Origin of the sequence: uncultured Negativicoccus sp., assembly GCF_902480485.1 — a bacterium.
In the GTDB taxonomy this organism is placed as follows: Bacteria; Bacillota; Negativicutes; order Veillonellales; family Negativicoccaceae; genus Negativicoccus; species Negativicoccus succinicivorans.
Genome location: NZ_CABSTC010000007.1, coordinates 1 through 14,610, shown reverse-complemented (window position 1 = coordinate 14,610; position 14,610 = coordinate 1). Strand labels below are relative to the sequence as shown.

General features: G+C 49.0%; 11 protein-coding genes. 9 read left to right on the top strand and 2 right to left on the bottom strand.

Translation table 11 applies throughout. From position 1 onward, the window contains the following. Positions 1-12: 12 nt before the first annotated feature. From groL to RDN69_RS01095, 3 genes are all read left to right on the top strand, one after another. Entirely contained in the window at positions 13-1,644 is a 1,632-nt protein-coding gene (gene groL / locus RDN69_RS01105; protein ID WP_024049036.1) for a chaperonin GroEL, read from the top strand. Between the two features lie 333 nt (positions 1,645-1,977). Then, positions 1,978-4,644 (top strand): valine--tRNA ligase, encoded by a 2,667-nt coding sequence (locus RDN69_RS01100; RefSeq protein ID WP_024049035.1) that lies wholly within the window; start codon positions 1,978-1,980, stop codon positions 4,642-4,644. Next, complete coding sequence (locus RDN69_RS01095; RefSeq protein WP_024049034.1) at positions 4,641-5,930, top strand: folylpolyglutamate synthase/dihydrofolate synthase family protein; 1,290 nt, start codon at positions 4,641-4,643, stop codon at positions 5,928-5,930. Before RDN69_RS01100 ends, RDN69_RS01095 begins: the two co-directional genes overlap by 4 nt. Before the next feature lie 25 nt (positions 5,931-5,955). Here RDN69_RS01095 and RDN69_RS01090 read toward each other — a convergent pair whose 3' ends face one another. Both RDN69_RS01090 and RDN69_RS01085 read right to left on the bottom strand, forming a co-directional pair. Next, positions 5,956-7,710 (bottom strand): DUF4127 family protein, encoded by a 1,755-nt coding sequence (locus RDN69_RS01090; RefSeq protein WP_024049033.1) that lies wholly within the window; start codon positions 7,708-7,710, stop codon positions 5,956-5,958. Continuing rightward, positions 7,710-8,369, bottom strand: coding sequence for a trimeric intracellular cation channel family protein (locus RDN69_RS01085; protein ID WP_024049032.1), 660 nt, complete (start codon positions 8,367-8,369; stop codon positions 7,710-7,712). Before RDN69_RS01085 ends, RDN69_RS01090 begins: the two co-directional genes overlap by 1 nt. Before the next feature lie 124 nt (positions 8,370-8,493). On the opposite strand from RDN69_RS01085, the gene RDN69_RS01080 reads away from it, so the two are divergent. The 6 genes from RDN69_RS01080 to RDN69_RS01055 all read left to right on the top strand — a co-directional run. Then, the gene (locus tag RDN69_RS01080) at positions 8,494-11,409 is read left to right on the top strand and encodes an insulinase family protein (RefSeq protein WP_024049031.1); all 2,916 of its coding nucleotides are present in this window, start codon (positions 8,494-8,496) and stop codon (positions 11,407-11,409) included. Next, positions 11,363-12,337 (top strand): glutamate--tRNA ligase family protein, encoded by a 975-nt coding sequence (locus RDN69_RS01075; RefSeq protein ID WP_273260042.1) that lies wholly within the window; start codon positions 11,363-11,365, stop codon positions 12,335-12,337. The genes RDN69_RS01080 and RDN69_RS01075 overlap by 47 nt, the downstream gene beginning before the upstream one ends. Next, positions 12,334-12,705, top strand: a complete 372-nt coding sequence (locus RDN69_RS01070; protein WP_024049029.1) for a CoA-binding protein — start codon at positions 12,334-12,336, stop codon at positions 12,703-12,705. Before RDN69_RS01075 ends, RDN69_RS01070 begins: the two co-directional genes overlap by 4 nt. 243 nt (positions 12,706-12,948) lie before the next feature. Further along, on the top strand, positions 12,949-13,383 hold the full coding sequence (mraZ, locus tag RDN69_RS01065) for a division/cell wall cluster transcriptional repressor MraZ (RefSeq protein WP_024049028.1): 435 nt from the start codon (positions 12,949-12,951) through the stop codon (positions 13,381-13,383). A 6-nt stretch (positions 13,384-13,389) separates the two neighbouring features. Continuing rightward, positions 13,390-14,319, top strand: a complete 930-nt coding sequence (gene rsmH, locus RDN69_RS01060) for a 16S rRNA (cytosine(1402)-N(4))-methyltransferase RsmH (protein WP_024049027.1) — start codon at positions 13,390-13,392, stop codon at positions 14,317-14,319. 15 nt (positions 14,320-14,334) lie between these two features. Next, positions 14,335-14,610 (top strand): hypothetical protein (locus RDN69_RS01055; protein ID WP_288218140.1); only part of this gene is annotated, 276 nt, incomplete at its 3' end.

The window sequence follows — 14,610 nt, the reverse complement described above, 5'->3', positions numbered from 1 at the left end:
GGAGCGAACTAAATGGCTAAAACAATTCAATTTAATGAAGAAGCACGTCGAGCTCTTTTGGCGGGTGTTGATACGCTGGCGAATGCGGTCAAAGTAACACTCGGACCGAAAGGCCGTAACGTTGTTCTGGATAAAAAATTCGGTGCGCCGACGATTACCAATGACGGCGTAACGATTGCCCGTGAAATCGAACTTAAAGATACGGTAGAAAACATGGGTGCGCAACTCGTCAAAGAAGTAGCGACCAAAACCAATGACGTGGCCGGTGACGGTACGACAACAGCGACCCTCTTAGCGCAGGCGATGATTCGTGAAGGCATGCGCAATGTAGCGGCCGGTGCCAATCCGATGGTACTGAAACGCGGCATTGAAATGGCAGTTAAACAACTCGTTGAAGAAATTAAAGCACATTCAATCACCGTTGAAGGTAAAGATGCCATTGCACAGGTAGCGTCGATCTCCGCCGGCGATGAAGAAATCGGTCAGATGATTGCCGATGCGATGGAAAAAGTCGGTAAAGACGGTGTTATTACTGTGGAAGAGTCCAAAGGTATGGGCACGCAACTTTCTGTTGTGGAAGGTATGCAGTTTGACCGCGGTTACATTTCGCCGTACATGATCACCGATACCGACAAAATGGAAGCGGTGATGAGCGATCCGTATATTCTCGTTACCGATCGTAAAATCGGTGCGATCGCGGATCTTTTGCCGGCGTTGGAACAAGTCGTTCAGGCGGGTAAAGAACTCCTGATCATTGCGGAAGACGTGGAAGGCGAAGCATTGGCGACCCTCGTTGTCAACAAACTGCGCGGCACATTCCGCGCGGTAGCAGTCAAGGCTCCGGGCTTTGGGGATCGCCGTAAAGCGATGCTCGAAGATATCGCGATTTTGACCGGGGCGACCTTGATCACGGAAGATCTCGGCCGCAAACTGGACAGCGTCACTTTGGCGGATCTCGGTTCGGCTCGTCAGGTACGGGTAGCGAAAGACGAAACGACGATCGTTGACGGTGCGGGTCAGTCGGAAGATATTAAGGCACGCGTAGCGCAGATTCGTTCGCAATATGAAGCGGCTACCTCGGAATTCGACAAAGATAAATTGCAAGAACGTTTGGCTAAAATGGCCGGCGGCGTAGCAGTGATCGAAGTCGGCGCGGCGACGGAAGTCGAGCTCAAAGATAAAAAATTACGTTTGGAAGATGCTCTCAACGCGACTCGCGCAGCGGTCGAAGAAGGTATCGTTGCGGGTGGCGGCACAACGTTCCTTGATATCCAGAGTGCATTGGATCAATTGGATGTCGAAGGCGACGTACGTACGGGCGTACAGCTTGTTCGTCGCGCGATTGAAGAACCGGTTCGCCAGATTGCAGACAATGCTGGTCTCGAAGGTTCCATTGTAGTGGATAAAGTCAAAGCGGCCGATGCCGGCATCGGTTTTAACGCATTGACGGAAGAGTATGAAGACATGGTCAAATCCGGCATTGTGGATCCGGCTAAAGTCACCCGTTCGGCTTTACAAAATGCGGCCAGCATCGCGGCTCTTGTTTTAACGACAGAAGCAGTGATTGCCGATGAACCGCAGGAACAGCCGGCAATGCCTCCGGCAGGCATGGGTGGTATGGGCGGCATGGGCGGCATGATGTAAGCTCGCCACATTCGCATAAAATACACCTCGTCATTTGACGAGGTGTATTTTATTTGACAATTAAGCTATGCTTTAGTACAATACTTGCAAATCGTTAATGACAATGACGGGAAGAAGAAACGCCCCTTCGGTGCAGAGAGCGATACACCGGCTGCAAGTATCGTCCGAATTGCGTTTTATGTCACCCCCGAGTCGGCAGAAAGAAAGGTCTGTCCGGTTGCGCACGTTACGCGTCTCAAGGGATCAATGGATAATTTAGGTGGTACCGCGGAAGCATAACTTTCGTCCTATGTGGGCGAAAGTTTATTTTTTTATTTAAAAGGAGGGTCCAGGATGGGGAAATATAAAAATTTAACCAGCTATAATCCCGCTGAAATTGAGCAGAAATGGTATCAGTTCTGGGAAGAAAACGGCGTTTTTCATGAAGAACCGAAACCGGGGGAAAAAGCGTACAGTATTGTTTTACCGCCGCCGAATGTCACCGGTCAATTGCATATGGGACATGCGTTGGATGATACATTACAGGATGTTTTGATTCGTTTTAAGCGGATGCAAGGTTATAACACGTTGTGGCTACCGGGGAAAGATCATGCCGGTATTGCAACGCAAATCAAGGTCGAAGAGGAGCTTGCCAAAGAGGGGTTGACACGGGATGATTTAGGGCGAGAAGCTTTTGTCGAACGCGTTTGGGAATGGAAAGAAAAATTCGGCGACCGGATCGGTCAGCAGATTCGTCGTTTGGGAGCTTCCTGTGACTGGTCACGCGAGCGTTTTACACTGGATGAAGGTTGCTCGAAAGCCGTCCGCGAAGTGTTTGTTTCCTTATACGAAAAAGGCTTGATTTACCGCGGCTTCCGGATTACCAACTGGTGCCCGCGTTGCATGACGGCATTGTCGGATATCGAAGTGGAATACGAAGACGAAGCCGGTAAACTGTACTACGTCAATTATCCGTTGGTCGACGGTGACGGGTATATTCAGATTGCCACCACGCGGCCGGAAACGATGCTGGGCGATACCGGTATCGCCGTTCACCCGGAAGATGAGCGCTACGCAAAGTATATCGGCAAAAAAGTTATCGTGCCGCTGGCGGATCGTGAAATTGAAGTGGTCGCCGACAGCTATGTCGAACCGGAATTCGGTACAGGCGCGGTTAAAATCACGCCGGCGCATGACCCGAACGATTTCGAGATGGGGGAACGCCATCAATTAGAATCGATTGTCATCATGAATCCGAACGGTACCCTCAATGAAAACGCCGGCGCCTTTAACGGTATGGAACGATATGCCGCGCGTAAAACGGTAGTGGAAGCATTGCGGAAAAAAGGTCTGCTGGTAAAAATCGAAGATGCCGATCATGCGGTCGGCCACTGCTCGCGCTGCCACACGACCATCGAGCCGCTTGCTACGCGGCAATGGTTCGTCAAAATGGAACCGCTGACGAAACCCGCGTTACAAGCGGTAGAAGAAAAGCGGACAGAATTTGTGCCGCCGCGTTTTACGCAAACCTACACGCATTGGCTTGAAAATATTCGCGATTGGTGTATTTCCCGTCAGCTTTGGTGGGGCCATCAGATTCCGGCCTGGTATTGCAACGAATGCGGCGAAACGATCGTTTCCCGTGAAGATATCACAACCTGCCCGCATTGCGGCGGCGGCGTGACACAGGATCCCGATGTTTTGGATACATGGTTCAGTTCGGCACTGTGGCCGTTTTCCACTATGGGGTGGCCGGACCAAACGCCGGAACTTAAGCAATGGTATCCGACCAATACTTTGGTAACCGGCTACGATATTATTTTCTTTTGGGTCGCTCGCATGATGTTTACGGGACTCGAATTCATGGAGGAAGCACCGTTTAAACACGTCTTTATTCACGGTTTGGTGCGCGACAGCCAAGGCCGTAAAATGAGCAAATCACTTGGCAACGGCATTGATCCGCTGGAAGTTATCAATGAATACGGTGCGGATGCTTTACGTTTTACGCTGATGACGGGTAATACCCCGGGTAATGACATGCGTTTTTATATGGAACGCGTCGAAGCAAACCGTAACTTCGCCAATAAAATTTGGAATGCCGCTAAATTTGTATTGATGAATTTAGAAGGCTATGAAGAAAAACATGCTTTTTCACCCGAAGAATTAACCCTTGCAGATCGTTGGATTTTGGAACGCCTGGCGCAGACGGAAGAAAGTGTCACCGCGAATTTGGAAAAATTTGAATTGGGAGAAGCGGCAGGAAGTGTCTATGAATTCATTTGGAATATCTTCTGCGACTGGTATATAGAGGCCGTTAAACCGCGTTTATATGCGGATGATAACGCTTCCGACCGTGCGGTCGCACAGAGCGTACTGGTTTATGTTTTGACACGCGCATTGGCGTTATTACACCCGTTTATGCCGTTTGTCACCGAACATATCTGGCAGCATTTACCGCATGAAGGTTTGACGCTCGCCAAAGCGTCATGGCCGACGCCCGATCCGGCGCTGCGTTTTGCGGATGCCGCCGAACAGATGGATCGTTTGATGGATGCCATCAAAGCCGTGCGTAACTTGCGCGCGGAGGCAGATATCGCGCCGAGTCAAAAAGTACCTTTGTTGTTGCGTGTGAAACGAGATGATTTGACGGCGGTAGTGGAAGATCATCCGCTTTATTTTGAAAAATTGGCGAATACGAGTGCAGTGAACCTGCTTGCCAATGATGCGCCGGCGCCGGAAAATGCGTTGACTGCGATTACCGACGGTTTAGAAATTTACGTTAAGCTGGCAGATGTTATCGACGTTGAAAAAGAGAATGTACGGATTCAGGCGGAAGAAGATAAGTTGCATCAGGAAGTCGCACGTTTGGAGAAAAAGCTTGGTAACGAGTCGTTTGTAACCAAAGCACCTGCTGCAGTTGTGGCAAAAGAACGCGAAAAACTGGCCAACTACAACGAGAAGCTGGCCACATTGATGGAGCGTAGAGCGTTTTTAGCTACGCTTGCAAAGGAGAAGGCATGAACTATCAAGAATCGATTGCTTGGCTGACAGAGACGGCAGCGTTCGGCATCCAACCCGGCTTACAACGTATTAAAGCACTTTTAGAAGGGCTCGGCCATCCTGAAAATGCGTTTAAAAGCATTCATGTGGCAGGTACCAACGGAAAAGGAAGCGTTACCGCCATGTTGGAAAGTGTTTTGCAGCAAGCAGGCATTTCCTGCGGACGTTTTACTTCTCCGCATTTGGAAGAATATACTGAGCGAATTCGCATCAATGGAGCGGATATTTCGCCATCGGATTTTGCGAAATATTTAAGTCAGGTGCGCGAAGTCGCAGAGAAAAATGTCGCGGCAGGCGGTGAAATGGCAACGGAATTCGAGTTGCTGACCGCATGTGCGTTTCTTGCGTTTCAGGCGACGGGCGTGGAATACGCCGTAGTGGAAGTAGGTATGGGCGGCCGCTTGGATTCGACGAATGTTATTATTCCGGAAGTTGCCGTGATTACTAATGTGTCGCTCGATCATACGCAATACCTCGGCGCTACAGTGGAAGAAATTGCCGCGGAAAAAGCGGGCATTATCAAAGAAGATGTCCCTTTGGTGACATCCGCACATCGTACCGCTTTGAAAATTATCAAAGAAATCGCACACAAAAAGAATGCGCCAATGTATTTATGGGATCGTGATTTCTCGGTCGAGCGTCGCACGACATTCGATCGTGGCCAGATCATCACTCTTAAACGCAAGGATAATGCTGACGCAATGCTCTTTGTGCCATTTTTCGGCATGCACCAGACGGTCAATGCGGCAGTAGCGGCTATGGCTTTAACAGTGCTAATGAAAAAGGAAGCACGGATTACGGAAGATCATTTGCGCGAAGGTATTTCCCGCGCGCAGTGGCCGGGACGTTTTGAGGTCATTGAGGGCGATGTGCCCGTGATCTTGGACGGCGCTCACAATGTTGACGGAGCGGCGGCACTTGCCATGACGCTGAATGAGATATATCCGGATAAGAAACGCTTTTTCGTATTTGCATCGTTGAAGGATAAAGACATTGAAGGTATCGCGGAAGAATTATTCCGTGAAGAAGATACTATTATCGCCGTACCTGCACCGACGCCACGCACACGCAGTGCAGAGGAGATCTGTGAATACTTACCGGGAACGACCGAACCGGCGGCGGACGTAGTTGCCGGCCTGGAACGCGCGAAAGAACTCGCGCAACCGGGGGATATCATTGTAGTTTGCGGATCGCTTTATTGTTTGGGTGATGCGCGTCGTTATTTACGGCAAAAAACGTTGCATTAAAAAACGCCTCCCAGGAGGCGTTTTTTTATTGCTTTTGTATAGGAGCTGCAGTTTTGTCACCGGAAGCGCTTGTCGCTGCCGGGGTAGACTTGTCACTATTCTTGGTATTTTGGGTTTGCGCCGCGCTTTCCTGAGCTGCTTTTTCGGCCGCCTTTCGCGCGGCTTCTTGGCGAGCCCGTTCGGCAAGGATATCTCTCATCAACGGATATTGCGGTGTCGGAGCTACCGTGATTTGCGTTTCAAAGAGACGTCCCCAGGGGAAACGTGCCGTTACAGTACGAGGGTTGATGTCAAGGTGCTCTTCGGCAAAAGTTTGAATTTTCTCCACCAGCATTTCCGAAAGACGCGGATTTAATTTGCCGGAGTATTTGACATTGTCCGTGCGCAAATTTTCCTGTTCACGGTAAATTTCTTTACGAATATTCGCCTGGTAGCCCCAGTTATCCAAGTATTGTTCTGTCAGCATGCGATGCTGTGCTTTTTCCGGCATTTGTGCGGCCAGAATGCCTTGCGCTACCGCGTAGCCCACCGTGTTCGAAGCGGTGTTCCAGCCGTTATATGCAGAAATTTTATAGAGCAAGTTGGCGTTTTGCATTTCTTTTAAAAGAGTATTATCGGAGCCGTTAGAATAAAAGATATCGGCGACGCTGACCGGAATGTGTCGCGAAAGCGCATCTTCCACACGAGTTAAAAAGGCAGCGGCACTTTTACGCGGCATAGCAAGGTTGGCAAAGGCTTCCGATTCGCCGGTGACATCACTGAGCGGGGTGTTAACGGCTAACAAAAGATCCGGTTTTTCCGTGGTAACAATTTCACCGCCGACAGCAGTGACGTGATCGGCTATCGTTTTGCCGATACTTTGATTTTCATAATGCGGCATCGTATCAGCGCCGCCGCCGAGCGGGTAAATAACACGAATTTTAGGGGTTGTCTGGGAGCGATCCACGTGGTAGCGTGCAATTAATAAAAGACCTAATTGATCTGCGCCGGGGAAAGATCCGTAAACGCGCGGCGACAGGTTAGCCGTTGCTTTTTTGAGATACCGAGCTTCTAATGAGGACTGCGAAAAACCTGCCGTATCGTCATGGCCGAGGCAGAAATAGGTGAGCACACCGGAGGCGGCATCCTGAATTAACATTTCGTTGACCTGGTTGTTTTTCGTGCGTCGCGCAAACCAATCCTGCATATATTCCAGCGGTACGGACATCTGCAGCGATAAAAGTTTAGCGGATTCTTCCGCAGTCAAGCCTTCCGCATCCGCTTTATCCTGCCAGTAAGCAATTTCAAAGATTTTCGGACCGTAGTCGGCATAGTAGGAAGGTTCTACTTTGCCGTCGCTGGCACGTGGGGAACGCATGATCGTGCCGAATGCATAGATCGGCAGCATCGGATGCGCATTGTGCAGTGCGGCGAGCTCCGAGAGACGGTTTTTCAAGGTTAAAATATTTATATCATGCTTGCGGGAATCCACTAAACCGCCATAAATCAAAGTGTCCGTGGAAAGAACCAGCGCGTCTGCCTGATTGACGTTTTGTTTGACCCATTCCCAAACTTTATCCGGCGAGCCTTGGTAGCCCTGGTCGGAGAGATACGTTTCCGGCGGGGTCAGCACCGTGTAACCCGCCGCCTGTGCCGTATCCACAGTGTAGGCATAGCTGACGGGACGATTGTCTTGCGGTACATATAAAATCGTTGCCGCGCATGCCGTTTGACCGGCACCAAAAGCAAATACACCGATCATTAGTGTTTGGATCGCTTTACGCCAAAATATTTGTTTCATTATTTGCTCCTTTTGTTTTTACCCAAATAATCTCGTCGGTGAGCCCTGGGCAATTCCAATTTATACCGAATTGCCAGTAAACGGATCAGCATGACAGTCAAAAATGCCAACGGACCGGCCCAAGCCAAAGTGGCGATCTGTCGTACCAAACAAAAAACGATGCCGCCGGCTAATGAAGCGGAGGCATAGACTTCATTACGAAATACCACCGGAATGCGCAGTGCGCCGATATCTCGAATGATGCCACCACCACAGGCCGTAATCAGACCAAGCGTCACCGGCAACAGAAAAATCGAACGGGGATCCGCTGCCACACCTACCATTGCGCCGGTCACTGTAAAAGAAGCCAGGCCAAAGGTATCGGCAAGGTTGTACAGGTAGAGGGAATAGCGTCGGTATTTGTAGTTGCCGCGCAACCTTCGGAATGAAAATAGGAGTGCTACCACCGTTACCAGTGAGATCGCAATGTAGCTGCCATCTTCGAGAGCGCTCGGCGGTGTGTTACCGACGAGTGTGTCGCGGATCATGCCGCCGCCTACAGCGGTTGCTAAGGCAAGTATGGCAATGCCGAAAATATCCATGCGTCTTTGCATGCCCACCAATGCGCCCGAAATCGCAAAGGCAATCGTTCCTAAATAATCAAAAATCAGCGCAATCATACATCCTCACAGTTACCAAGATTGGCTATATTATACCATGTTTAAGCGGTACGCTTAAGCTCCCTTCGGATACCGATAAGCACTGTGTTACAATAAGAATAAGAGAAAGATGAGGAGTGATGTTGTGAAATACGAAAAAAACGATCAAGTCGCGGGCTTTACTGTCCAAGAAGTATCGTACATTAATGAAATTAGCGCGCAAGCGTATATAATGCAACACGATCAGACCAAGGCAAAGCTGCTGTTTTTAGCTACGGAAGATGATAATAAAGTGTTTTCGGTAACGTTTCGCACGCCGCCGGCTGACAGCACCGGTGTCGCGCATATTTTGGAGCATTCAACTCTGTGCGGATCCGATAAGTATCCGCTGCGTGAACCGTTTGTCGAACTGGTCAAAGGGTCGTTGAATACCTTTTTAAATGCGATGACATTCCCGGATAAAACAATGTATCCGGTCGCCAGCCGCAACGCCAAAGATTTTCAAAATTTGATGGATGTATATTTGGATGCCGTCTTCCATCCGAATCTGCGTAAAGATCCGTATATTCTTATGCAGGAAGGTTGGCATTATGAATTGGATGATGCGGATCAGCCTTTGATTTATAAAGGTGTTGTGTATAACGAAATGAAAGGCGCGTTGTCATCGCCAGATGATGTATTGGGTCAAAAAGCGATGGAGGTGCTTTTCCCCGATACTACGTACGGATATGAATCAGGCGGAGACCCCGATCACATCCCGGAATTGACATTTGAAGCCTTCACGGATTTTTATCAACAATATTATCACCCGTCCAATGCGTACTTTTTCCTCTACGGCGATATGCCGCTCGAAGAAACGTTGACGTATATTTCGGAAAAATACTTGAACGAGTATCATTACCGGGAGATCGACAGCGAAATCGCTACGCAAAGCGCGCCTACTGCACGACAGAAAGCGACATTCTATTACGGCGTGACGGAGGATGAAGAACGTCAGGGGAAAACGCTACATGCCATCGATATCGTTTTGCCGGATACTCTCAGTCCGGCGCAAATGATGGCGATGGAAGTTTGGAATTATGCGCTTTTGACTATACCCGGTGCACCGTTACGTCAGGAAATCATCTCGAAAGGGCTGGCGACGGATGTTTCCGGCAGTATCATCGATAGTTTGAAACAGGCTGTTTGGCACATTGAGGCGATCGGCTCGGAACGAGAGCACCAAGCATCTTTGGTGCAATTGTTTGATGCCTTTATGCAGAAAATTGCTGCGCAAGGGTTTTCGTCTGAGCTTCTGAGTGCGGCGCTGAATCGTCTGGAGTTTTCGTTGCGGGAAAATGATTTTAACGGTCGCCCCAAAGGACTGTTTTACAATTTGCGTGCATTGGATTTCTGGTTGTATGATCGCGATCCTTTACAGGGATTGCGTTACGAAGAAGATATTCGAGAGTTGCGTGAAGAGATCACCGCCGGAACATTTCATACTATTATTGGCGATCTGATTTGTCGTAACCCGCATCAAGCTGTCATTACCATGGCACCGCAAGTCGGTTTGCAGGAAGAAAAGGAGCAGGCGGTACGTGAAAAACTGGCAGCTTTTAAAGAAACGCTTTCGCCTGAAAAAGAGCGCCGGATTATCGAGCAGACGGCAACGTTGAAACGGCGGCAACAAACGGCGGACAATGAGGAGCAACTCGCTACCATACCGCTCCTGGAACGCGACGAATTACCGCAGAAGGTCGATTCAGACGCGTTGCTGCAGGAGGATGTTGAAGGTTTTCCTGTCTACCGTATGGCAGGGGACAGCAACGGAATTTTATATGCGACTCTTTATTTTCCTCTTTTGCATTTAACGACACAGGAATATTTATATGCGGTTCTTTTGAGTGATGTGCTTGGTGAACTGGATACCCGAGGTTATACCTATGCCGAGTTGGCGCAGCAAATCAATTTTCATACCGGCGGGATTACTGTCGGATTGAAAAGCGGTTCCCGTTACGATGATGACAGAGATGTCTACTCATATTTTGTGGTCCGAGGCAAAGCATTAACATCCAATACGTCACAACTTGTTACTTTGACCAATGAATTGATCAATCATACTCTGTTCACCGACACGAAACGATTGACGGAGCTGATCAATGAAAAGAAGACCGATTGGAATTTACAACTTTTCCGTCGGGGGAACGCGTTAATGATGAACCGTGCATTATCCTATGTTTCACCGTTGGAGCGTTTACGTGATCAGTCGGGGTTATCTTATTTTGCTTTCTTGCAGAAGTTGGCACAGCATAGCACGGAAGAAATTATTACGGCGTTGCAGCAAACGAGCCGGCGTATTTTCCGGATGGTGGGATCGTTCGCGCTGATTTGCGGCGGCGAAGAGGAGAGTACTGCCTGGCAACAGGAAAGTTCCCGCTTGCTGGCGGATTTGGAGCAAGAAAAATCAGCGGATGCACCTCTCGCGCTGGATTTACATATCGGTAACGAGGGCTTTATCAGTGTGGGCAAGGTACAGTATGTCGCGCAAGGCGGTAATTTCCGTCGTGAGGGGCACACATATCACGGCGCGCTGACAGTGCTGGAACATATCTTACGCTATGAGTATCTTTGGCAGAATGTACGTATTTTAGGTGGCGCGTACGGTGCGCATGCGCAAATCATGAGCAACGGCAACAGCGTTTTTTGTTCGTACCGGGATCCTAATTTAGCGGAAACATTACAGGTATACGCAGACATGCCGGCGGCCATCGGTCGATTTGAAGCGACGGATCGTGCGATGCGGCAGTATGTCATCGGTGCACTGGCACCGACGCAGACGCAGTTTACTTTACCGATGCGCGGAGAACGTGCAGTCAACAGAATGCTTTCCAAAATGCCCGACACATTCCGCCAGCAAATTCGGGATGAGATTATTCACTGTACGCAAAGTGATATTCGTGCACAAGCACCGCTGCTGCAAAGCATCATCGCACAACAACATATCAGCGTGATGGGTGGTGCTACAAAACTCAATGAGCAACGTGAACTTTTCAGGGACATCATCAACTTCGGCAAATAATTACCGAGGTCGCTATGCACCGAGCCCGACCGGTTACTTACATTTAGGCAACGTTTGGACGGCATTGATTTCCTGGTGTGCGGCGCAACAAAATAACGGCCGATGGATTTTGCGGCTCGAAGATTTGGATCGGGCGCGCTGCCAAAAAATATACGAAGATGCAATGTACGAAGATCTGCATGCGTTGGGCTTTGTATGGGAAGAAGGTCCCGACGTCGGCGGCCCGTATGGACCGTATCGCCAATCAGAACGTTTGGGCATTTACAATAACATCATCGAACAGTGGCGTGAGTCGGGACAAATGTACGCTTGTACTTGTTCACGCGCTCGTCGCTTAGCGATTGCGTCTGCACCGCATCGTGGTGACCATCATGTGGATTATGACGGGCATTGTCGTTGGCATGTGCCTGAACGCATGAAAAGGCCGCCTTCATGGAGGTACCGTGGCAGCAATGAAACTGTTACATACCAATCACAGCGAGGCGAAACCATTTTTACGACCATGGCGGAAGGCGCCGATGATATAGTCGTGTTGCGAGCCGATGGCGTGTACAGCTATCAATTTGCGGTGGCGGTAGATGATGCGATGATGCGTATCACGGAAGTTGTTCGCAGCGTGGATCTGGCGGAGTCGACAGGCTGGCAGGTGCGTTTTATGAATGCGCTTAATTTGACGGCACCTATGTATTGGCATATACCATTACTTTGTGATCGGGAAGGAATACGCTTGTCAAAACGGCAGCACGGTATTACGGTTCGCAAGCTGTTAAAAGCGGGCAAAACCCCTTCGGATATCTTAGGGTATCTGGGTTACTTGGCAGGGATTAATCCGCAGAGAAAACCGCAAACATTGCAGGAACTGGCGAGTATTGATCTTGCAGAATGGCAGTTGGATTCACTTGAGATTCGACTAAAGGAGGGCTTATGACGGTACAAGAAGCATTACAGAAAAAAGTGTGGGCAGTAGTGGGGGCGACACCCAAACCGGAAAAATTCGGCTACAAAGTCTATACAGTTTTAAAGAAGAATGGCTACGAAGTTTATCCTGTACATCCGAACGCTACTGAAATTGACGGCTCGCCTGTCTATCACAGCGTCTTGGATTTGCCTGTAGTTCCTGATGTGGTGGATCTCGTTGTCGGCGAAGAACCGGGGTTAAAAGCCGTAGCGGAATGTGCGGAAAAAGGAGTCAAAACTATGTGGTTTCAACCCGGTGCGGACACGCCGCGTGTTTTAGAAGCAGCTAAAAATGCAGGAATGAATGTGATTCAAGACTGCGTGCTTGTAAGACTATAATTTGATTAGAATTTAATTAAATAAAAAAGATCTTTCTACTAGTAATAGTAAGGAAGATCTTTTTTATTGCTCGATATCAACAAAATGTAGTGGAGGTACAAATGTACGGTACTAAGAATAGACAAAAATTATAAAAATAAGGATCTTAGTAAATTTTAGAGCGAGTGGAGACGGAATTTAACATAGTGGGGAATTATGGTAGAATGTGGTTAAAAGTGGAGAAAAGGGGTGAGGCAAGTGTTCATGGGAAAATATTCCCACTCGGTGGATGCCAAGGGCAGGATGATTATCCCCGCCGGGTTTCGCGCAGAGTTGGGCGAACGTTTTGTAATTACGCGCGGCTTGGACGCTTGCGTTACCGTTTATCCGCTCGAACGGTGGGAGCAAGTGGCGGAACGACTACAGCAGCTTTCCAGCACGCGCAAAGAAGTGCGTATGCTGATTCGCTTTTTGATTGGTGGCAGTAGTGAAGTGGAATGCGATAAGCAGGGACGTATTTTGCTCCCTGCGCATTTACGAGACTATGCACAAATCAAGCGGGAAGCAGTTGTAGTCGGTACCGGCAATCAGCTTGAAATTTGGAGCAAAACTCAGCTGGCGGCACAGGAAGAGGCAGCCAGAGATTCCATTAGTGATGTGGCGGCAGGAATTGATCTGCCGATAGACTTCAGTTTGTAGGTGAACATGTTTCATCATGTAACAGTCTTACTGAAAGAGACCGTCGATAATGTCGTACAGAACCCTCACGGCATATACGTCGACATGACACTGGGCGGTGGCGGCCATTCGCATGAAATTGCTTCGCGACTTGCCGCAGACGGATGTCTGATCGGTATTGATCGGGATGCGGCTGCATTGCAGGCGGCTCGCCAACGATTAGAGCAAATGCGCTGCCGGATTCATTTAGTGCAGCGGAATTATATAGAGATAAATGAAGTAGTCAATGAGCTTGGATTTACCGGTGTGGATGGAATCGTTTGTGATTTAGGGGTGTCTTCTTACCAATTGGATACAGAAGAACGAGGATTTTCATATCAGCATGACGCCCCCTTAGATATGCGCATGGATCAACGCCAGGAGTTAACGGCGGCAACGGTTGTCAATACGTATTCTGCAAAAGAACTTGCGCAAGTTATTCGTCAGTACGGAGAAGAGCGATTTGCCAATCGTATTGCACAACGTATTGTGGCACGACGAGAGAATGGCCTGCTTACCACCACCGGAGAATTGGTGGAAGTTATCAAAGCGGCGATTCCGGCAGCGACGCGGCGTACCGGACCACATCCTGCAAAACGAACCTTTCAAGCCATACGGATCGAAGTCAACGGCGAGTTAAGAGATTTAGAAACAGCCGTGTGCAATGCGATAAGAACATTGAAGCCCGGCGGTAAAATCGGAATCATCAGTTTCCATTCTTTGGAAGACAGGATTATCAAGCATACGTTTCGAGATCTTGCAAGAGATTGTATATGTCCGCCGGAGTTGCCGGTATGCCAATGCGGGCATCAGGCGACGTTACGAAATGTCAGCAAGGCGATTCGGCCGACCGAGCAGGAGTTGGAGGATAATCCTCGAGCGCGGAGTGCGATTTTGCGAGTGGCAGAAAAAGTTTAAATGAGGTGACGAGAAATGTTGGCGAAAAGTTCAGTTTGGCAGTATGAATTAGCGGAACACCGTATAGCTCTACCCGTTTCGCAACCCAAAGTAAGAGAAGAAGCTGCGAGCAATCGAATGGTGGCTATTGTTGTTGCGATTGTGGTGTTCTTGGCTGTCTTTGTTCTCTATGGAGCCAACATTTTTATTTCGCAAAAAGGTTACGAAGTTCAACAAGTACGCACTCGTGTGGTAGAATTAGCAAAGACAAATGAAGTGCTGCGGTTGGAAGTCGGGCAACTGAAAGCGCCG